18 protein-coding genes and 4 tRNA genes are annotated in these 19123 nt (G+C 47.0%); 17 read left to right on the top strand and 5 right to left on the bottom strand.

The window, feature by feature from the left end:
• From DW947_RS21920 to DW947_RS17570, 3 genes are all read right to left on the bottom strand, one after another.
• Nucleotides 1-332, bottom strand: a 332-nt coding sequence (locus tag DW947_RS21920) for a phage integrase SAM-like domain-containing protein (protein WP_243635099.1), incomplete at its 3' end; no start/stop codon positions are given.
• Between the two features lie 133 nt (nt 333-465).
• Nucleotides 466-1239, bottom strand: a complete 774-nt coding sequence (locus DW947_RS17575; RefSeq protein WP_119958573.1) for a hypothetical protein — start codon at nt 1237-1239, stop codon at nt 466-468.
• Nucleotides 1240-1244: 5 nt separating this feature from the next.
• Nucleotides 1245-3305 (bottom strand): HD family phosphohydrolase, encoded by a 2061-nt coding sequence (locus tag DW947_RS17570; protein ID WP_009037308.1) that lies wholly within the window; start codon nt 3303-3305, stop codon nt 1245-1247.
• A 97-nt stretch (nt 3306-3402) separates the two neighbouring features.
• On the opposite strand from DW947_RS17570, the gene gltX reads away from it, so the two are divergent.
• Both gltX and DW947_RS17560 read left to right on the top strand, forming a co-directional pair.
• Nucleotides 3403-4929 (top strand): glutamate--tRNA ligase, encoded by a 1527-nt coding sequence (gene gltX / locus DW947_RS17565; RefSeq protein ID WP_009037307.1) that lies wholly within the window; start codon nt 3403-3405, stop codon nt 4927-4929.
• 31 nt (nt 4930-4960) lie between these two features.
• The gene (locus DW947_RS17560; RefSeq protein WP_005825739.1) at nt 4961-6181 is read left to right on the top strand and encodes a 3-deoxy-D-manno-octulosonic acid transferase; all 1221 of its coding nucleotides are present in this window, start codon (nt 4961-4963) and stop codon (nt 6179-6181) included.
• Nucleotides 6182-6273: 92 nt separating this feature from the next.
• Here the strand turns inward: DW947_RS17560 and DW947_RS17555 are convergent, their stop codons facing one another.
• Nucleotides 6274-6786: a gamma carbonic anhydrase family protein gene (locus tag DW947_RS17555; RefSeq protein WP_009037306.1), complete on the bottom strand. Its 513-nt coding sequence runs from the start codon at nt 6784-6786 to the stop codon at nt 6274-6276.
• Nucleotides 6787-6790: 4 nt separating this feature from the next.
• The gene (locus tag DW947_RS17550; protein ID WP_117704072.1) at nt 6791-8584 is read right to left on the bottom strand and encodes an aminopeptidase P family protein; all 1794 of its coding nucleotides are present in this window, start codon (nt 8582-8584) and stop codon (nt 6791-6793) included.
• A 279-nt stretch (nt 8585-8863) separates the two neighbouring features.
• Here DW947_RS17550 and rpsU point away from each other — a divergent pair, with 279 nt between their 5' ends.
• The 15 genes from rpsU to rpoB all read left to right on the top strand — a co-directional run bounded on the left by rpsU (nt 8864) and on the right by rpoB (nt 19027).
• Nucleotides 8864-9055, top strand: coding sequence for a 30S ribosomal protein S21 (gene rpsU / locus DW947_RS17545; protein ID WP_005825735.1), 192 nt, complete (start codon nt 8864-8866; stop codon nt 9053-9055).
• Nucleotides 9056-9128: 73 nt separating this feature from the next.
• The gene (locus DW947_RS17540) at nt 9129-10013 is read left to right on the top strand and encodes a tyrosine recombinase XerC (RefSeq protein WP_016271996.1); all 885 of its coding nucleotides are present in this window, start codon (nt 9129-9131) and stop codon (nt 10011-10013) included.
• Nucleotides 10014-10031: 18 nt separating this feature from the next.
• Nucleotides 10032-10331, top strand: coding sequence for a ribosome hibernation-promoting factor, HPF/YfiA family (gene hpf, locus DW947_RS17535; RefSeq protein ID WP_005825731.1), 300 nt, complete (start codon nt 10032-10034; stop codon nt 10329-10331).
• Nucleotides 10332-10424: 93 nt separating this feature from the next.
• Nucleotides 10425-10498, top strand: a tRNA-Thr gene (locus DW947_RS17530).
• A gap of 124 nt (nt 10499-10622) precedes the next feature.
• A tRNA-Tyr gene (locus tag DW947_RS17525) sits at nt 10623-10705 on the top strand.
• A gap of 17 nt (nt 10706-10722) precedes the next feature.
• Nucleotides 10723-10794: transfer RNA gene (locus tag DW947_RS17520), tRNA-Thr, on the top strand.
• A gap of 50 nt (nt 10795-10844) precedes the next feature.
• Nucleotides 10845-12029, top strand: coding sequence for an elongation factor Tu (tuf, locus tag DW947_RS17515; protein ID WP_005825727.1), 1185 nt, complete (start codon nt 10845-10847; stop codon nt 12027-12029).
• 56 nt (nt 12030-12085) lie between these two features.
• Nucleotides 12086-12158: transfer RNA gene (locus DW947_RS17510), tRNA-Trp, on the top strand.
• A gap of 14 nt (nt 12159-12172) precedes the next feature.
• A complete protein-coding gene (secE, locus tag DW947_RS22120) occupies nt 12173-12361 on the top strand; it encodes a preprotein translocase subunit SecE (protein ID WP_005825726.1) in 189 nt (62 codons plus the stop codon).
• A gap of 12 nt (nt 12362-12373) precedes the next feature.
• A complete protein-coding gene (gene nusG, locus DW947_RS17500; RefSeq protein ID WP_005825724.1) occupies nt 12374-12916 on the top strand; it encodes a transcription termination/antitermination protein NusG in 543 nt (180 codons plus the stop codon).
• Between the two features lie 59 nt (nt 12917-12975).
• The gene (gene rplK / locus DW947_RS17495) at nt 12976-13419 is read left to right on the top strand and encodes a 50S ribosomal protein L11 (RefSeq protein WP_005825722.1); all 444 of its coding nucleotides are present in this window, start codon (nt 12976-12978) and stop codon (nt 13417-13419) included.
• A 15-nt stretch (nt 13420-13434) separates the two neighbouring features.
• Nucleotides 13435-14133 carry a 50S ribosomal protein L1 gene (gene rplA, locus DW947_RS17490; RefSeq protein ID WP_005825721.1) on the top strand — a complete coding sequence of 233 codons (699 nt, stop codon included), beginning with the start codon at nt 13435-13437 and terminating at the stop codon, nt 14131-14133.
• 15 nt (nt 14134-14148) lie between these two features.
• Nucleotides 14149-14670, top strand: a complete 522-nt coding sequence (rplJ, locus tag DW947_RS17485) for a 50S ribosomal protein L10 (protein WP_005825719.1) — start codon at nt 14149-14151, stop codon at nt 14668-14670.
• A gap of 61 nt (nt 14671-14731) precedes the next feature.
• Entirely contained in the window at nt 14732-15109 is a 378-nt protein-coding gene (gene rplL, locus DW947_RS17480; RefSeq protein ID WP_004291279.1) for a 50S ribosomal protein L7/L12, read from the top strand.
• Between the two features lie 105 nt (nt 15110-15214).
• The gene (rpoB, locus tag DW947_RS17475; protein ID WP_005825717.1) at nt 15215-19027 is read left to right on the top strand and encodes a DNA-directed RNA polymerase subunit beta; all 3813 of its coding nucleotides are present in this window, start codon (nt 15215-15217) and stop codon (nt 19025-19027) included.
• The last annotated feature ends 96 nt before the right edge of the window (nt 19028-19123 follow it).

Raw genomic sequence — 19123 nt, 5'->3', positions numbered from 1 at the left:
TCCGCCCGTGTGCCGGTATATACATGCTCGAACAGTCTGGGTACATACCGTATGTACTTTCTGTCCACCGCCCGATGATACACCGAGCGTACCGTCTTGATGTAGGTGGATACGGTGTTCCAACTGCAGTTCCTCTGTCTGAGGAAGTTTTCGAATCTCTTCAGTACGGTCGGGCTCAGCTTGCGCATGGGCATCGGTTGCCATTTGGTGAATGCCGAGAATGCATTCACCGCTGACTGGTAGATGTGTGCCGTTCCCCACCTGCCGCTTTCCCGGAGTTCTCCGATGACTGAGGAGAACATCTCTTGTAAGGTAATTTCATTTCTGCTCATTTCCAAATTATTTATAAAAAGGTTTATCCTGCAATTATAAATAAATTGAGAGCAAGTGCAAAGGCATCATTCTGAAATCTGCGAAATGGGAATAATGCCGTATCCGGCAGCTTATTTGTTGGCTAACGTCTGTTTAGTGGCTGATATACCTATCTTGGAAGAACCGTTTGTTATCATTCAGGCTGCAAGTGGCGTCTACCCCGGCTTGTTGCAGGCGTTCGGCAATCTCATTCAGCTTCTTCCTCGAAACCCTTCCGATATAGAACAGACGGTAGCGGTAATCGTTGTCCAGCAATTCCATGACGTGCGTGAAGTTCTGTTCGCGGGCAAAGTCGAAGTTTACTTTTCTTAGGTTCTGGTACGGATAGCGGATAGTCCTGCCTACGCTGTGTATGATGAGGCCGTTATTGTCCAACGTCAGGTAGCAGAAGCGGGTCATCAGCATGCTGATGAAAAAAAGACTTAATGCAAACGAAATGATAGCCGGGATGAAGCCCCACCATACGTTGCCACTGATGGAATAATATCCCAATATAAGGAATATCAGGAATAAGACAAAGAACCAGAACATATAGAGTGACGGACGCTGGTATGTTTCTGTGGGAACCTCTGCGACTGTCCGTTCCCTCGGTGCGTAGTTGTCGAAGGGGATTTCTAGGGAGACCAGGTAGCGGATGACCGAGGAAGGGTGACGGAAAGGAGGCAGATAGATTACTTTTTCTTTCCCTTCCTTTAGATGTAAAGTCAGTATGCCCGGACCATATTTGTCTTTCGCAGCCAAGTTGCTTTTGCGGGGAACCTGGTGGTAACGCTCCATGAAACTGAAACTCTTGATTTGGTGCAGTCCGATGTGCTGGCTTTGCAGCAGTTGTTCGGCTCTTTTCTGTTCTTTACTGGTCACTTCCATAGTTCTTATTTTTTAAGTTCGGGATAACTGATGCGGGTATGGTATATAGTCTTCAGCTTCTCCTTGAATACGTTCTTCACGGTGGCAATATCCTTGAAGGTGATGGGGCATTCCTTGAAATAGCCTTCTGCCACTTGCGAATCGATAATCTTGTCTACCAGATTGCTGATGCTCTCTTCCGTATATTCGGGCAGACTGCGTGAAGCGGCTTCCACCGAATCGGCCATCATTAGGATAGCCTGCTCTTTGGTGAACGGGTTGGGACCGGGGTAGGTGAATGCCTCCTCGTTAGGGTCTTCACCGGGGTGCTCGTTTTTCCAGGAGATATAGAAATACTTCGTTTTCCCACGGCCATGGTGAGTGGTGATGAAATCCTTGATTACTTTGGGGAGATTGTTCTTCTCGGCCAGCTTCAGCCCGTCCGTCACATGGCTGATGACGACTTGGGCACTTTGCTCATAGCCCAGATTCTTGTGCGGATTGACTCCACCCGATTGGTTCTCGGTGAAGAACACCGGATTCTCCATCTTGCCGATGTCATGATACAGCGCTCCGGTACGTACCAGCTGGCTTTTGGCTCCGATACGGTTGGCCGCTTCCGCCGCAAGGTTGGCAACCTGCATGGAATGCTGGAAGGTGCCGGGAACTGTCTCGGACATGCGGCGTAGCAGGCTGTTGTTGATGTTGGACAATTCGACCAGGGTGACATTGGAGGTAAAGCCAAACGTCTTTTCCACCAGGAAGAGCAGGGGATAGGTGAACAGCAGCAACACTCCGTTGATGACGAAATAGGTGTACATGCTTCCGTTGATTTTTGTCAAGTCGTTTTCTGTAATCAGCTCGAAAGCAAAGTAGACGGCAGCGTAGGTCAATATGACGAGGAAGGCTGTCCGGAACAGTTGCGACCGTTGTGAAAGTTCCCTCAGACTGAAGATGGCAACCAGCCCCGCCGAGAGTTGCAGAAGAATGAATTCATGCGGATAGCGCAGGCAGATGGAGCATATCAGTATGGTGGTGACTTGTGCGATGAAGGCCGTGCGTGAGTCGAGGAACACCCGGATGATGACCGGCAGCATGGCATACGGGATGATATAGACATTGAATATGTTGTTGGCAACCATGATGGCCGTCACCACGCAATAGAACATGATGAGGGCGAAGAGCAGGGAGAGGCTGCCCTTGCGCTTGTAGTAATCTTTACGGAACAAGTCGAGGTAGAGCATGAAACACAGCATGAAGATACTGACAAACAATACCTGCCCCGCCAGCATCAACCGTTTTTGCCCGATGGACTCACTGCGTTTGATGGATTCTTTCCGTAGACTCTCAAGGATGTTGTATGTCTCCTGGCTGACAATCTCGCCGCGGTCGATGATTTTCTGTCCGCTCAGTACGATGCCGTTGGCCCATGAATAGTTGTCGAGCATCTCCTTCTTAGCGGTTTCGGTCCGCTGCTCGTCATAGGTCAGATTAGGGAACAGATATTCGTTCAGCGAGCATTGCCGTAGAATGTCCGGGCGGTAGTGGGCGGTATCGGCCGTGAGTATATAGTTATAGGCATCCTTCACCGAATATACCTTGTTGATGTCCTGCTGGTTGGCCAGTTTGTCGTTAATGACCATGATGGCGGTTGTGCTGTCCTTATGCAGTTGGTTCAGCTCTTCGGTAGAAACGATGCCGGCGCGATATACTTCAGAGAGTTTCCTTTCCAGAAAGCGGACGTAGTCGGTGGAGGGAAGCAGGCCGCGCAGGTGGGTCTGATAGTCTGCCTTCAACTTGGCGAGCACACTTTTCTCAATGCTTTTGTCCAGCTGGAAATACGGCTGGAAGGCGGCGAGGATACTGTCTTGCTCGCGTTTCACCACTTCATCGGCCTTATAGATGGGGAAGTCGAAGGTGGCCATGAGCTGTCCGTACTTCCAGGGCTTGTCAATGTCGAACTGGTAGTTGAATTTACCGTCACGTGGCAGAAAATAGACAATAATCCCCACAGTGCCGATGAATATCAGTGCTCTGTATAGCAAATCTCTGAGCGAGAACTCTTTTTTTGTATTGAAATAACTCATATCGGCTGAAATTTTTGCGAAAAGTACAAAAAAAAACATTAGTGTGGAAAAAAAGGTTTAATTTTGCCGTCTAAAATATTCATAAGTAAGGTAGATTATGACAGAAAGAAAGGTCAGAGTCCGTTTTGCCCCGAGTCCTACGGGGGCGTTGCACATCGGCGGTGTGCGTACAGCTTTATACAATTATCTCTTTGCGCGTCAGCATGGAGGAGATTTGATATTTCGTATTGAAGATACTGATTCCAACCGGTTTGTACCGGGTGCGGAAGAATATATCCTGGAGTCTTTCAAGTGGTTGGGCATCCCGTTTGACGAGGGCGTGAGTTTCGGTGGAGACCATGGCCCGTACCGTCAGTCGGAACGTCGGGAAATATACAAGAAGTATGTTCAGATTCTGCTGGAGGCCGGAAAAGCCTACATCGCTTTCGATACTCCTGAGGAGCTGGAAGCAAAGCGTGCGGAGATTGCGAATTTCCAGTACGATGCTTCTACCCGCATGCAGATGCGCAATTCACTGACCCTTCCTAAAGAAGAGGTAGACGCGCTGATTGCTGCCGGTAAGCAGTACGTGGTGCGTTTCAAGATAGAGCCGAACGAAGATGTGCATGTGAACGACCTGATTCGTGGGGAAGTAGTGATAAACTCTTCCATTCTTGATGACAAGGTTCTTTATAAATCGGCAGATGAACTTCCTACTTACCATCTGGCCAATATTGTGGACGACCATTTGATGGAAGTGTCCCATGTGATACGCGGTGAGGAATGGTTGCCTTCCGCACCGTTGCATGTATTGCTCTACCGTGCCTTTGGGTGGGAGGATACCATGCCTGCCTTTGCGCATTTGCCCTTGTTGCTGAAGCCCGAGGGTAACGGCAAATTGAGTAAGCGTGACGGCGACCGTCTGGGCTTCCCGGTTTTCCCGTTGGAGTGGCATGACCCCAAGTCGGGAGATGTCTCTTCAGGCTACCGCGAATCAGGCTATCTGCCCGAAGCGGTCATTAATTTCCTGGCTCTGCTGGGCTGGAATCCGGGCAATGACCAGGAACTGATGTCTATGGATGAATTGGTGAAATTGTTTGATTTGAGCCATTGCAGCAAGTCGGGTGCCAAATTCGACTATAAGAAAGGTATCTGGTTCAACCATGAGTACATCATGATGAAACCGGATGCGGAGATAGCTTGTCTTTTCAGACCGGTGCTGGAGTCCAACGGCATAGACGCCTCCAACTATAGCGACGAGTTCCTTACGAAAGTGGTTTCACTGGTGAAGGGACGCGTCAACTTCGTAAAGGAACTGTGGGACCAGACCCGTTTTTTCTTCGTAGCCCCCACGGAATATGCGGCAAAGGATGTGAAGAAGCGTTGGTCGGAAGATACTCCCCGCATCATGACCGAATTGATGGATGTGTTGCGCGGCATCGGGGATTTCTCCTCCAAGCCTTCCGAAGATATTGTGATTGGTTGGATTACTGAGCGTGGCTATCACATGGGAAATGTGATGAATGCCTTCCGCTTGTCAGTGGTGGGCGAGTGTAAAGGCCCGCACATGTTCGACATTACCGAGCTGATTGGCAAGGAAGAGACGTTGGCCCGTATACAGCGTGCTGTTGATGCTTTAAAGTGAATAAATCTTCTTCATCCTTAATCCATATAGTATGCTATATGACTTGGCAATAGCCATCTACGATATTCTGGTGCATCTGGCTGCTCCATTTAGCCGTAAGCCCCGAAAAATGATGAAGGGACACTGGGTGGTCTATGAACTTCTCCGGCAGCAGTTGGAGAAGGACGTGCGCTATATATGGTTCCATGCCGCTTCTTTGGGGGAGTTCGAGCAGGGACGGCCGTTGATTGAGAAAATTCGTGCCAAATATCCGGATTACGGTATTCTGCTGACTTTCTTCTCGCCGTCGGGCTATGAGGTCCGCAAGAATTATAGGGGGGCAGACGTTGTCTGTTACTTGCCTTTCGACAAGTCCCGCAATGTGAAGAAGTTCCTGGATATCGTGAATCCCTGCATGGCATTCTTCATCAAGTACGAGTTCTGGAAGAACTATCTGGACGAACTGCACAAGCGCCGTATTCCGGTGTACAGCATTTCTTCCATTTTCCGCCGCGGACAAGTATTCTTCAAGTGGTATGGCGGTACGTACAGACATGTGCTGCGCGACTTCGACCATTTGTTTGTGCAGAATGAACGCTCCAAACGCTATCTGGCGAAGATAGGTATCAGCCGTGTCACGGTGGTGGGGGATACCCGTTTTGACCGTGTGCTGCAGATTCGTGAGGAGGCCAAACATCTGCCTTTGGTGGAGCTTTTCAAGAACAACACGATGACTTTCGTGGCAGGAAGCTCCTGGCAGCCGGACGAGGATTTGTTTATTGAATACTTTAACCAGCATCCAGAGGTGAAGTTGGTTATCGCTCCGCACGTTATCGACGAAAACCATCTGGTAGAGATTATCCGTAAACTGAAACGCCCCTACGTGCGCTATACCCGTGCCGACGAGAAGAATGTCCGTAAGGCCGACTGCCTGATTATCGACTGCTTCGGGTTGCTCTCTTCCATCTACCGCTATGGCGAGATTGCCTATATCGGAGGTGGTTTCGGGGTGGGAATCCACAATACCCTTGAGGCTGCAGTTTATGGCATTCCGGTGATTTTCGGACCGAAGTATCAGAAATTCCAGGAGGCCATCCAGTTGCTGGAGGCAAAAGGCGCTTTCTCGGTGAAGGATTATGAGGAACTGAAAACTTTGCTCGACCGTATGCTGACAGATGAAGTCTTTTTGCGCGAATCAGGCATGAATGCAAGCAATTATGTGACCGGCAACGCCGGTGCAACGGATAAGATAATGAGTATGATAAACTTTTAGAAAAGTAAAGAGTGATAAAAGCGATAGGGCGGTAAAGGTGATGGAATGGCATCCCTTTATCGCCCTGCCTTTTTGGGGCGCCTTGTCTCCCTTTATTTGTACCAGTCGGAATACATCAGATAGTTGTGTGCAATCTTCTGGTTCAGCTCCTTGGCCTGCTCCGGATCTACTTTCTTGATGAACTTGGCGGGGACTCCTCCCCAGATGCTTCCCGGCTCGATGACCGTATTGCTCAATACCAGGGAACCAGCGGCGACAATAGCCCCTTCGCCCACTACTGCGTGGTCAAGGATGGTGGAACCCATCCCTACCAAAGCATAGTCCTTGATAGTGGCTCCGTGGATGGTCACGTTGTGCCCCACGGATACGTGGTCTCCTATCTCTATGGTCGATTTCTCGTACAAGGTGTGGAGCACGCTTCCATCCTGGATGTTTACTCCGTTCCCTATGCGGATTGAGTTTACGTCACCCCGCAGCACGGTGCTGAACCAGATGCTGCAATCCCGTCCCATCTTGACGTCGCCAATGACAACCGCATTGTCCGCCAAAAAACAATTCTCCCCGATTTCGGGAGTGAATCCTCTTACTGATTTTATTAATGCCATTTTTTTAGTGATTAGTGGTTAGGTTACTGCATGCTTCCTTCAGCCATTCCCGTTCTCCTTCGTTCAGGCTTGGCGAAAGTGTCTCGTATACATGCTGGTGATAGTTGTCCAGCCATGCCGTTTCCTCTGCCGTCAGCATCTCTTTGATGATACCTTTCTTGCAGATGGGGCAGAGGGTAATGGTTTCGAACTTCAGGTAATTTCCGAACATGCCTTCACCGTCCTTCACGGTCAGCACCAGGTTTTCCGTGCGTATTCCATGGCTTCCGGCTTTATAAACGCCCGGTTCGTTGGAAGTGACCATTCCCGGCCGTAGGGTTACCGGATTCTCATTCATGCGGATGCTTTGCGGACCTTCGTGCACATTGAGGAAATGGCCTACGCCGTGCCCGGTACCATGCAGGAAGTTCATGTGGTGTTGCCATATCGGCATGCGGGCCAGTACATCCAGTTGCGCTCCTCGCGTACCTTCCGGGAAGACAGCCATGGCGAGGTCGATATGTCCTTTCAGTATCAGGGTGTAGTCCGTCTTCTCTTCTTCGGTCAGTTTCCCCAGTGCGATGGTGCGGGTGATGTCGGTAGTGCCGTCCAGGTATTGCGCACCCGAGTCCAGCAGCAGGAATCCCTCGGGTTTCAGTGGCACGTCCGTTGCCGGAGTGGCTTCGTAGTGTACGATGGCTCCATGTTCCTTGTACCCGGCAATGGTGTCGAAGCTTTCCCCCATGTAGAGTGGCTGTGCGGCACGGAATTCGTGCAGTTTCTTGTCTACGCTGATTTCTGTCTCGTTGCCTGCGGAAACGGCCTCCTCCAGCCATTTCAGGAACTTCACCAGTGCCACTCCGTCGCGTTGCATGGCTGCGTGGATGCCGGCTATTTCCCGGTCATTGCGGACCGCTTTCAGCAAGGCTATCGGTGAGCGCTCGTCAAGTACTCGGCAGGAAGGGGGGAGGGCGGAATAAACGGCATAATTCGTCTTTCCCATGTCGAGCATGATGCTGCCGTCCGGTATTCTTGTCACAAAGGATTCGGTGTCCCCATAAGCATGGATGGTGACGCCGGCTTCTTCCAGATGGGCTGAAAGCTCTTCCGTTACTTTCTCGGGCTGGATGAAAAAGTGTGTTTCTTGTTCGTTGATTATCAGGTAGCTTACTACTACGGGGTTGCAATGCACATCGTTGCCGCGTATATTGAGTGTCCATGCTATCTCGTCCAATGCCGACACCAATAATACGTCCGCTTCACTCTTCTTCATCTCCCGGCGGATAGCAGCCAGTTTGTCCGGACAGCTTTTCCCGGCGTATTTCATCTCGTGGATAAAGGCGGGTGCTTCGGGCATGGGAGGGCGGTCTGTCCATATCTCATTCATCGGGTCGGCAATGCTCTTTACGGTGATGCCGTTTTTTGCCAGATCCTCTTGCAGGGCTATGGCTTGTGTGGTGGAAAATACCTTTCCGTCTATACCTACAACTGAATTCGCTGTAAGGTTCTCCCGCAGGAAATCGAGGATGCTGGGCGTTTCGGGCAGCATTTCCTTGTATAAGTCGATGCCGCTGCCTTCCAGCTGCTGCTCGGCTTGGAGAAAATAGCGAGAATCTGTCCACAGTCCCGCCTTGTCGGTGGTAATCACCGCCGTGCCTGCCGAACCGGTGAAGCCTGATATCCATTCTCTTGATTTCCAGTACGGTGCTACGTACTCGCTTAGGTGCGGGTCGGTACTGGGGATAATGAAAGCGTCTATGCCTTCTCTTTTTAACAATGCCCGTAGAGCATCTATACGTTGATTGATTGTCTGAGCCATATTTTTATAAATGTAATTAAGTAGGCGTGTAAATGAGTTTATAATCTCTTCATTCTCTGCTTTCAAAGTTACACATTCTCTTTTAAAAATTTGCTATGCTTCACGGATTTTAGCGGATTGGCTCAATAAAAACATCTTTCCCTTTGCTCATTCGTTTGATAATTAGGAATCATGGGTAATTTTTTTGCAGAAAGTTTTGTGAATAAAGAAAGTATGTGTAATTTTGCCGCTCAATTTAATCGTGAGATTTTTAAACCATTAACATTTAATTAAAAGAAAATGATTGTAGTACCTGTAAAAGAAGGCGAAAACATTGAAAAAGCGCTGAAGAAATTCAAAAGAAAGTTTGAAAAAACTGGCACAGTTAAGGAATTGAGACGCAGACAACAGTTTGATAAACCGTCTGTGACTAAAAGACTTAAGAAAGAACGTGCTGTTTACGTTCAACAACTTCAGCAAGTAGAAGATTAATAATTCGTAAATTCCTTTGAATTATTGAATTCTTTTTCATACATTCGTTGCATGATTTTAGATATGTAGCGATATGTTGTTGACAGATTCTTTTCTTGACTATCTTCTGCACGAGCGGAACTATTCCAAAGGTACGGTTGAGTACTATCGGGCAGATATTCTTGAACTGCAGAGGTTTGGAGAAGAAATGTTGGGAGACTTGACTCCATCGGATGTAGATGCGGAACTTGTTCGTGAATGGATTGCTTCCTTGATGGACAAAGGACTTGCTTCTAATACGATAAACCGAAAGCTGAGTTCTATCCGGACATACTATAAATTCCTTTTGAGGAGAGGCGAGGTCGCGGTAGATCCGTTGCGGAAAGTGACGGGGCCCAAGAAGAAAAAGCCGCTTCCGGTATTTCTGAGAGAGGGTGAGATGAATAGGTTACTGGATGATATGGACTTTGGTGAAGGTTTTGAAGGGTGTCGCGACCATATGATTATTGAAATGTTTTATGCTACCGGCATGCGACTTTCAGAATTGATAGGGTTGGATGATAAGGATGTCGATTTTTCGGCTTCTCTCGTTAAAGTGACGGGAAAACGGAATAAACAACGTCTTATACCTTTCGATGAGGAGCTGGGACGCTCGATGCGAGAATATGTCAATGTGCGGAATGAAGCTGTCCCGGTTCGCTCGGATGCTTTTTTTGTCCGGAAGAATGGAAAAAGGCTTTACCGCAGTATCGTAGCATGCCTTGTGAAACGAAACCTTTCGAAGGTAGTGACTGTAAAAAAAAGAAGTCCCCACGTGCTGAGGCACACCTTTGCAACGGCTATGCTGAACAATGGTGCTGATTTAGGCTCGATAAAAGAACTCCTCGGACACGAGAGTCTGGCGACAACGGAAGTTTATACGCATACTACTTTTGAAGAGCTTAAAAAAGTGTATAATCAGGCTCATCCCCGAGCCTAAAGTAAAAAGGAGGTAAGTATGGAAGTAAGAATTCAATCGATTCACTTTGATGCGTCAGAGCAATTGCAGTCTTTCGTTCAAAAGAAAGTTGCTAAGTTGGAGAAATTTTACGACGATATAAAGAAAGTAGAGGTGTCATTAAAGGTAGTAAAACCAGAAACAGCCGAAAATAAAGAAGCCGGAGTGAAAGTATTGGTTCCCAATGGCGAGTTTTATGCAAACAAGGTTTGTGATACGTTTGAAGAAGCAGTGGATTTATGTCTGGAAGCTTTGGAAAAACAGCTGGTTAAGTACAAGGAAAAGCAACGGAGCAAATAATTTTCCGCTAAAATTTTGCGGGTAAAAAATAAATGCCTAAATTTGCAGCCGTTTCGCTCACACTATGAACGTTACGGTTGCATTTTTTAGCTTGCCTCTTTAGCTCAGTTGGCCAGAGCACGTGATTTGTAATCTCGGGGTCGTTGGTTCGAATCCGACAAGAGGCTCGCTCAAGGATGAGTGGAATGAGTCTTTCTTCACGAGGTGGAGATGATATGAGAACGGAAATCGTCCGGGTAAAGTTCACTCTGCGATGATTTAGTAAGGAAGAGAGTTCTTTTTATAATGTAGGGGCAAATACCAGAGTGGCCAAATGGGGCAGACTGTAAATCTGCTGGCTTACGCCTTCGGTGGTTCGAATCCATCTTTGCCCACAACTCTTATTCTCCTTGCTGTTATAGCTCAGCGGTAGAGCACTTCCTTGGTAAGGAAGAGGTCCCGGGTTCAAGTCCCGGTAACAGCTCACAAAGATGTAAAAGCTGATTATTAATCAAATAAATAACAAGTAAAGCTATGGCTAAAGAGAAATTCGAACGTACCAAACCTCACGTAAACATTGGTACAATTGGTCACGTTGACCACGGTAAAACCACGTTGACAGCTGCTATCACTACAGTGTTGGCAAAGAAAGGTCTTTCTGAATTGCGTTCTTTCGATTCTATCGATAACGCTCCTGAAGAAAAGGAGAGAGGTATCACTATCAACACTTCTCACGTAGAGTATGAAACAGCTAACCGTCACTACGCTCACGTAGACTGCCCGGGTCACGCCGACTACGTAAAGAACATGGTAACTGGTGCTGCTCAGATGGATGGTGCTATCATCGTAGTTGCTGCTACTGATGGTCCGATGCCTCAGACTCGTGAGCACATCTTGCTGGCTCGTCAGGTAAACGTACCGAGACTGGTTGTATTCATGAACAAGTGTGACATGGTAGACGACGCTGAAATGTTGGAACTCGTTGAAATGGAAATGCGTGAACTGCTTTCAGCTTACGAATTCGACGGCGACAACACTCCGTTCATCCAGGGTTCTGCTCTTGGTGCGTTGAATGGCGTTGAAAAGTGGGAAGAGAAGGTTATGGAGCTGATGGATGCTTGCGACACTTGGATTCCTCTGCCTCCGCGTGATATTGACAAACCGTTCTTGATGCCGGTTGAAGACGTATTCTCAATCACTGGTCGTGGTACTGTAGCTACTGGTCGTATCGAAGCTGGTGTTATCCATGTAGGTGACGAAGTTGAAATCCTCGGTTTGGGTGAAGACAAGAAGTCTGTTGTAACTGGTGTTGAAATGTTCCGCAAGTTGCTGGATCAAGGTGAAGCTGGTGACAACGTAGGTCTGTTGCTCCGTGGTATCGACAAGAACGAAATCAAACGTGGTATGGTTCTTTGTAAGCCCGGTCAGATTAAACCTCACTCTAAGTTCAAAGCTTCTATCTACGTTTTGAAGAAAGAAGAAGGTGGTCGTCACACTCCGTTCCACAACAAATACCGTCCTCAGTTCTATCTGCGTACTATGGACTGTACAGGTGAAATCACTCTTCCGGAAGGAACTGAAATGGTAATGCCTGGTGATAACGTAGAAATCACTGTAGAACTGATCTACCCGGTAGCATTGAACGTAGGTTTGCGTTTCGCTATCCGTGAAGGTGGTCGTACAGTAGGTTCTGGTCAGATTACTGAAATTCTTGACTAATAACCAATATAATCTTAATCAGTTCCCGGTATACATCGGGAACTGATTATGTACAAACGGGAGTAGCTCAGTTGGTAGAGCACCGGTCTCCAAAACCGGGTGTCGGGAGTTCGAGCCTCTCCTCCCGTGCTAATATTTTTGAAATGAAGAAGATTGTAGCTTATTTTAAAGAAACTTACGACGAACTTGTTCATAAAGTGTCGTGGCCTACGTATTCTGAACTTACTAACAGTGCAGTAGTTGTTTTATATGCTTCCCTACTAATTGCAGTGGTAGTATTTGCGATGGACTTCTGTTTCCAGCATCTGATGGAATTTGTTTATCCACATTAAAAGTAAGGAGAAATGTCTGAGATTGAAAAGAAATGGTACGTTTTGCGTGCTATTAGCGGAAAAGAAGCTAAGGTAAAGGAATACCTTGAAGCTGATATTAAAAACAGCGACCTTGGTGATTACGTATCTCAGGTATTGATTCCTACCGAAAAGGTATATCAGGTTCGCAATGGTAAGAAAATTGTGAAAGAGAGAAGTTATCTCCCTGGTTACGTTTTGGTGGAGGCTGCTCTGGTGGGTGAGGTTGCTCATCATCTGAGAAATACTCCTAATGTGATAGGGTTCTTGGGTGGTTCGGAAAAACCCGTACCTCTGAGACAGTCGGAAGTGAATCGTATACTTGGTACGGTCGACGAATTGCAGGAATCAGGTGAAGACTTGAGTATCCCGTATGTAGTCGGCGAGACTGTAAAGGTGAATTACGGTCCGTTCAGTGGATTCAGTGGAATCATTGAAGAAGTGAACACCGAGAAGAAGAAACTGAAGGTCATGGTCAAGATATTCGGACGGAAGACTCCGCTCGAATTGGGCTTTATGCAAGTTGAAAAAGAATAGTGCAGGTGTTACGCTGTAGTATTCTTCATTAATGTTTATATATATAAATCAATTAGAAAATGGCTAAAGAAGTTGCTGGACTAATCAAATTACAGATTAAAGGAGGCGCGGCAAATCCATCACCCCCAGTAGGACCTGCATTGGGTTCCAAGGGTATCAATATCATGGAGTTTTGCAAGCAATTCAACGCCAGAACCCAAGACAAAGCAGGAAAGATTCTTCCTGTGATTATCACTTACTACGCAGACAAGTCTTTCGATTTTGTAATCAAGACTCCTCCCGTGGCTATCCAGTTGTTGGAAGTGACGAAGCAAAAGAGTGGTTCTGCTGAGCCTAACCGTAAGAAAGTTGCCGAGATTACTTGGGAACAGGTTCGTACGATTGCTCAGGACAAAATGGTTGACTTGAACTGTTTCACTGTAGAAGCTGCCATGAAAATGGTTGCCGGTACAGCTAGAAGTATGGGTATCGCTGTAAAAGGGGAGTTCCCGGTTAATAATTAATAAACTTCAATTAGAATGGGTAAACTGACAAAAAATCAAAAGTTGGCTGCAGAAAAAATTGAAGCAGGGAAAGCATACTCTCTCAAGGAAGCTGCTCAGTTGGTAAAGGAAATCACTTATACCAAGTTTGACGCTTCTCTGGATATCGACGTACGTTTGGGCGTTGACCCGCGTAAGGCCAACCAGATGGTGAGAGGTGTTGTATCACTTCCTCACGGTACTGGTAAGGTTGTACGCGTTTTGGTGCTTTGTACACCAGATGCTGAAGCTGCTGCAAAAGAAGCCGGAGCTGACTATGTTGGTCTTGACGAATATATTGAAAAGATCAAAGGTGGATGGACTGATATTGATGTGATTATCACTATGCCGTCCATCATGGGTAAGATTGGTGCACTCGGTCGTGTGCTCGGTCCTCGTGGATTGATGCCTAACCCCAAGAGTGGCACTGTAACTATGGATGTTGCTAAAGCTGTAAGAGAAGTAAAACAAGGCAAAATCGACTTTAAGGTTGACAAGAGCGGTATTGTTCATACTTCTATCGGTAAAGTTTCATTTAGCGCTGAGCAAATTCGCGACAATGCGAAAGAATTCATCTCTACTTTGAATAAATTGAAACCGACTGCAGCCAAGGGTACATATATTAAGAGTATTTATCTTTCTAGCACGATGAGTGCGGGCATCAAGATTGACCCGAAAACAGTAGAAGAAATCTAATAAAACGGAGTAATAATGAGAAAGGAAGATAAAAGTACGATTATTGAGCAGATTGCTGCTACAGTGAAGGAATACGGTCACTTCTATTTGGTGGATACCACTGCCATGAATGCTGCTACAACCAGCATGTTGAGAAGAGAATGTTTCAAGGCTGACATCAAATTGATGGTAGTTAAGAATACATTGCTTCACAAGGCATTGGAGAGCCTGGAAGAAGACTTTTCTCCGCTTTATGGTTCTCTGAAAGGTACAACTGCCGTAATGTTCAGCAACGTTGCTAACGCTCCGGCCAAGTTGATTAAAGATAAGGCTAAGAACGGTATTCCCGGACTGAAGGCTGCATATGCAGAAGAAAGCTTCTATGTTGGTGCTGACCAGTTGGATGCTCTCGTAAGTATCAAGAGTAAGAATGAAGTTATTGCCGATATCGTTGCATTGCTGCAGTCACCGGCCAAGAATGTTATTTCTGCTCTGCAATCAGGTGGTAACACCCTCCACGGAGTTCTCAAGACTCTTGGTGAACGTCCCGAAGCGTAAATTTCGGAAAAAGAATTATATCAATTTATTTAGTATTTAAACAATTAAAAATCATACAAAAATGGCAGATTTGAAAGCTTTTGCAGAACAATTAGTTAACTTGACAGTAAAAGAAGTTAATGAACTTGCAACAATCCTGAAAGAAGAATATGGTATTGAACCTGCTGCTGCAGCTGTAGCTGTTGCTGCTGGTCCTGCAGCCGGTGGTGCTGCTGCCGCAGAAGAAAAGACTTCTTTCGACGTAGTATTGAAGAGCGCTGGCTCAGCTAAACTTCAGGTAGTTAAAGCCGTTAAGGAAGCTTGCGGTCTTGGCTTGAAGGAAGCTAAGGACATGGTAGACGGTGCTCCTAGCGTAGTAAAAGAAGGTTTGGCTAAGGACGAAGCAGAATCATTGAAGAAAACATTGGAAGAAGCTGGAGCTGAAGTTGAACTTAAATAACATTAGCCTGTAAATCAGGTAATTCGGTTAGGAACCCTTCGTGAAAAGGGTTCTTAACCTTTTTGTGTATATATTTAAAATTAAGTTCTACAAATCCATTAACAGATGTCTTCAAATACTGTAAATCAAAGAGTTAATTTTGCTTCGACTAAGAATCCGCTTGAATATCCGGATTTTCTGGAAGTACAATTGAAGTCATTCAAAGACTTTCTACAACTGGACACCCCACCCGAGAAACGTAAGAACGAGGGACTGTATAAAGTATTTGCTGAAAACTTCCCCATTGCCGATACAAGAAATAATTTTGTTCTTGAGTTTTTGGACTACTATATTGATCCGCCGCGCTATACCATTGATGAATGTATAGAGCGAGGGCTTACATATAGCGTGCCTTTGAAGGCAAAATTGAAATTATATTGTACCGACCCCGACCACGAAGATTTTGACACGGTCATTCAGGACGTGTTCCTCGGTCCTATTCCTTACATGACGGATAAGGCAACATTCGTCATCAACGGTGCGGAACGTGTGGTTGTATCCCAGCTTCACCGTTCACCGGGCGTATTCTTCGGACAGAGCGTACATGCCAACGGTACCAAGTTGTACTCAGCCCGTATCATCCCGTTCAAGGGTTCGTGGATTGAGTTTGCCACCGACATCAACAACGTCATGTATGCGTACATTGACCGTAAGAAGAAATTGCCGGTTACCACTTTGCTGAGAGCCATCGGATTTGAGAATGACAAGGACATTCTCGAGATTTTTAATTTGGCGGAAGACGTGAAGGTGAACAAGACGAACCTCAAGAAGATGGTGGGACGTAAGTTGGCCGCACGTGTGTTGAAAACATGGATTGAGGATTTTGTAGACGAAGATACCGGTGAAGTTGTTTCCATCGAGCGTAACGAAGTCGTTATTGACCGTGAAACTGTAATCGAGCCGGAACATGTTGACATTATATTAGAGTCGGGCGTTCAGAATATCCTCGTACACAAGGAAGAACCGAACCAGTCTGACTATTCTATCATATATAATACTCTGCAGAAGGATCCGAGTAACTCGGAAAAAGAAGCTGTACTCTACATCTACCGCCAGTTGCGTAATGCAGACCCTGCCGATGATGCCAGTGCACGCGAGGTTATCAATAACCTGTTCTTCTCAGAGAAGAGATATGACCTGGGTGATGTAGGCCGTTATCGTATCAACAGAAAGTTGAACTTGACGACCGATATGGACGTGCGTGTCCTTACCAAGGAAGATATTATCGAAATTATCAAATATCTCATCGAGTTGATTAACTCGAAAGCGGATGTGGACGATATCGACCACTTGAGCAACCGTCGTGTGCGTACAGTGGGCGAACAGTTGTCCAATCAGTTTGCCATCGGTCTGGCACGTATGTCGCGTACTATCCGCGAGCGTATGAACGTCCGTGACAATGAAGTCTTTACTCCGATTGACCTGATTAACGCCAAGACAATCTCTTCCGTTATCAATTCATTCTTTGGAACGAATGCTTTGTCACAGTTCATGGACCAGACCAACCCGCTGGCCGAGATTACTCACAAGCGCCGTATGTCTGCCCTGGGTCCCGGCGGTCTGTCACGCGAGCGTGCAGGCTTCGAGGTTCGTGACGTACACTATACTCACTACGGACGTCTTTGTCCTATCGAGACTCCTGAAGGTCCGAACATCGGTTTGATTTCTTCACTCTGTGTGTTCGCGAAAATCAACGAGCTTGGCTTCATTGAAACTCCGTACCGCAAGGTGGCAGAGGGTAAGGTTGATCTTTCTGACGAAGGTTTGGTTTACCTCACCGCAGAAGAAGAGGAAGCCAAGATTATTGCTCAGGGTAATGCTCCTTTGAACGATGACGGTACTTTTGTACGTGATAAAGTAAAATCCCGTCAGGATGCCGACTATCCGGTGGTTCCTCCTTCCGAGGTGGAATTGATGGACGTATCTCCCCAGCAGATTGCTTCTATTGCGGCTTCTTTGATTCCGTTCTTGGAGCATGATGACGCCAACCGTGCATTGATGGGATCAAACATGATGCGCCAGGCTGTTCCTTTATTGAAGAGCGAAGCTCCGATTGTAGGTACCGGTATCGAACGCCAGCTGGCACGCGATTCTCGTACGCAGATTACTGCCGAGGGTGACGGTGTGGTTGAATTCGTGGATGCAACGACTATCCGTATTCTGTACGACCGTACGGAGGAGGAAGAGTTCGTAAGCTTCGAGCCTGCATTGAAAGAATATAATATCCCGAAGTGGCGCCGTACCAACCAGAATATGACGATTGACCTCCGTCCGATTTGCGAGAAGGGTCAGCGCGTGACTGCAGGTCAAATCCTGACGGAAGGTTATTCAACCGAAGACGGAGAACTTGCACTGGGTAAGAACCTGCTGGTTGCTTACATGCCGTGGAAGGGCTATAACTATGAGGATGCTATCGTACTGAATGAACGTGTGGTTCGTGAGGACCTTTTGACCTCTGTACACGTAGAAGAATATTCTTTGGAAGTTCGCGAAACGAAGCGTGGTATGGAAGAGTTGACCTCTGACATTCCTAACGTAAGTGAGGAAGCGACTAAAGACCTTGACGAAAACGGTATTGTTCGTGTGGGTGCCCGCATCGAACCGGGTGATATCCTTATCGGTAAGATTACTCCGAAGGGTGAATCGGATCCTTCTCCGGAAGAGAAACTGCTCCGTGCCATCTTCGGTGACAAGGCCGGTGATGTGAAGGATGCTTCTTTGAAAGCCTCTCCTTCTTTGAAGGGTGTTGTTATCGGTAAGCGTCTGTTCTCCCGTGTTGTCAAGACCCGCAGCTCCAAGCTGGCCGACAAGGCTCTGTTACCGAAGATTGACGATGAGTTCGACGCTAAGATTGGTGACCTCAAGAAAGTGTTGATAAACAAGCTGTTGAAGCTTACAGAAAATTATACATCGGAAGGTGTGAAGGATTACATGGGTGCCGACATTATTTCCAAAGGCGCCAGATTCTCTGCTTCCGACTTCAGCGATTTGGACTTCACCGCTGTTCAGTTGAGCAACTGGACGAAGGATGAACATACCAACGGACTGATTCGTGCATTGGTGATGAACTTCATCAAGAAGTACAAGGAACTCGATGCCGAGCTGAAACGCAAGAAGTTCGCCATCACTATCGGTGACGAGTTGCCCGCAGGTATCATTCAGATGGCCAAGGTATACATTGCCAAGAAACGTAAGATTGGTGTCGGTGACAAGATGGCCGGTCGTCACGGTAACAAGGGTATTGTTTCCCGTGTGGTACGCCAGGAAGACATGCCGTTCCTTGCTGACGGTACTCCGGTAGACATCGTGCTGAATCCGTTGGGTGTGCCTTCACGTATGAACATCGGTCAGATATTCGAGGCCGTTCTCGGGCGTGCCGGAAAAAACCTGGGCGTGAAGTTTGCCACTCCTATCTTTGACGGTGCATCTTTGGACGATTTGAACGAATGGACCGATAAGGCCGGCTTGCCTCGCTACGGCAAGACAACGCTGTATGATGGTGGTACCGGTGAAGCATTCGAGCAGCAGGCTACGGTAGGTGTGACTTACATGCTGAAGCTCGGTCACATGGTTGAAGACAAGATGCACGCACGTTCCATCGGTCCGTACTCACTCATTACGCAACAGCCGTTGGGTGGTAAGGCACAGTTCGGTGGTCAGCGTTTTGGAGAAATGGAAGTTTGGGCACTCGAAGCGTTCGGTGCCGCACACATTCTGCAGGAAATCCTGACTATCAAGTCTGATGACGTTGTAGGACGTTCCAAGGCTTATGAAGCAATCGTGAAGGGTGAACCGATGCCTGCTCCGGGTATCCCCGAGTCACTGAACGTATTGCTGCACGAGTTGAGAGGTTTGGGCTTGAGCATCAACTTAGAATAATGGATAATTGATAATTGAGAGTGGATAATGCAAGTTACCATTCTCAATTATCGGTTTTCAGTTTTTCAATTTCAATTTTCCATTGTCAATTATCAA

The sequence above is a fragment of the Bacteroides sp. AM44-19 genome (genome assembly GCF_003603395.1).
In the GTDB taxonomy this organism is placed as follows: Bacteria; Bacteroidota; Bacteroidia; order Bacteroidales; family Bacteroidaceae; genus Bacteroides; species Bacteroides uniformis.
This window is presented reverse-complemented; position numbering and strand designations above follow the sequence as displayed.

Coding starts and splice junctions, on each gene's coding strand:
- DW947_RS17575 (WP_119958573.1), bottom strand. CDS start 1,239: ATGGAAGTGACCAGTAAAGAACAGAAAAGAGCCGAACAACTGCTGCAA.
- DW947_RS17570 (WP_009037308.1), bottom strand. CDS start 3,305: ATGAGTTATTTCAATACAAAAAAAGAGTTCTCGCTCAGAGATTTGCTA.
- gltX (WP_009037307.1), top strand. CDS start 3,403: ATGACAGAAAGAAAGGTCAGAGTCCGTTTTGCCCCGAGTCCTACGGGG.
- DW947_RS17560 (WP_005825739.1), top strand. CDS start 4,961: ATGCTATATGACTTGGCAATAGCCATCTACGATATTCTGGTGCATCTG.
- DW947_RS17555 (WP_009037306.1), bottom strand. CDS start 6,786: ATGGCATTAATAAAATCAGTAAGAGGATTCACTCCCGAAATCGGGGAG.
- DW947_RS17550 (WP_117704072.1), bottom strand. CDS start 8,584: ATGGCTCAGACAATCAATCAACGTATAGATGCTCTACGGGCATTGTTA.
- rpsU (WP_005825735.1), top strand. CDS start 8,864: ATGATTGTAGTACCTGTAAAAGAAGGCGAAAACATTGAAAAAGCGCTG.
- DW947_RS17540 (WP_016271996.1), top strand. CDS start 9,129: ATGTTGTTGACAGATTCTTTTCTTGACTATCTTCTGCACGAGCGGAAC.
- hpf (WP_005825731.1), top strand. CDS start 10,032: ATGGAAGTAAGAATTCAATCGATTCACTTTGATGCGTCAGAGCAATTG.
- tuf (WP_005825727.1), top strand. CDS start 10,845: ATGGCTAAAGAGAAATTCGAACGTACCAAACCTCACGTAAACATTGGT.
- secE (WP_005825726.1), top strand. CDS start 12,173: ATGAAGAAGATTGTAGCTTATTTTAAAGAAACTTACGACGAACTTGTT.
- nusG (WP_005825724.1), top strand. CDS start 12,374: ATGTCTGAGATTGAAAAGAAATGGTACGTTTTGCGTGCTATTAGCGGA.
- rplK (WP_005825722.1), top strand. CDS start 12,976: ATGGCTAAAGAAGTTGCTGGACTAATCAAATTACAGATTAAAGGAGGC.
- rplA (WP_005825721.1), top strand. CDS start 13,435: ATGGGTAAACTGACAAAAAATCAAAAGTTGGCTGCAGAAAAAATTGAA.
- rplJ (WP_005825719.1), top strand. CDS start 14,149: ATGAGAAAGGAAGATAAAAGTACGATTATTGAGCAGATTGCTGCTACA.
- rplL (WP_004291279.1), top strand. CDS start 14,732: ATGGCAGATTTGAAAGCTTTTGCAGAACAATTAGTTAACTTGACAGTA.
- rpoB (WP_005825717.1), top strand. CDS start 15,215: ATGTCTTCAAATACTGTAAATCAAAGAGTTAATTTTGCTTCGACTAAG.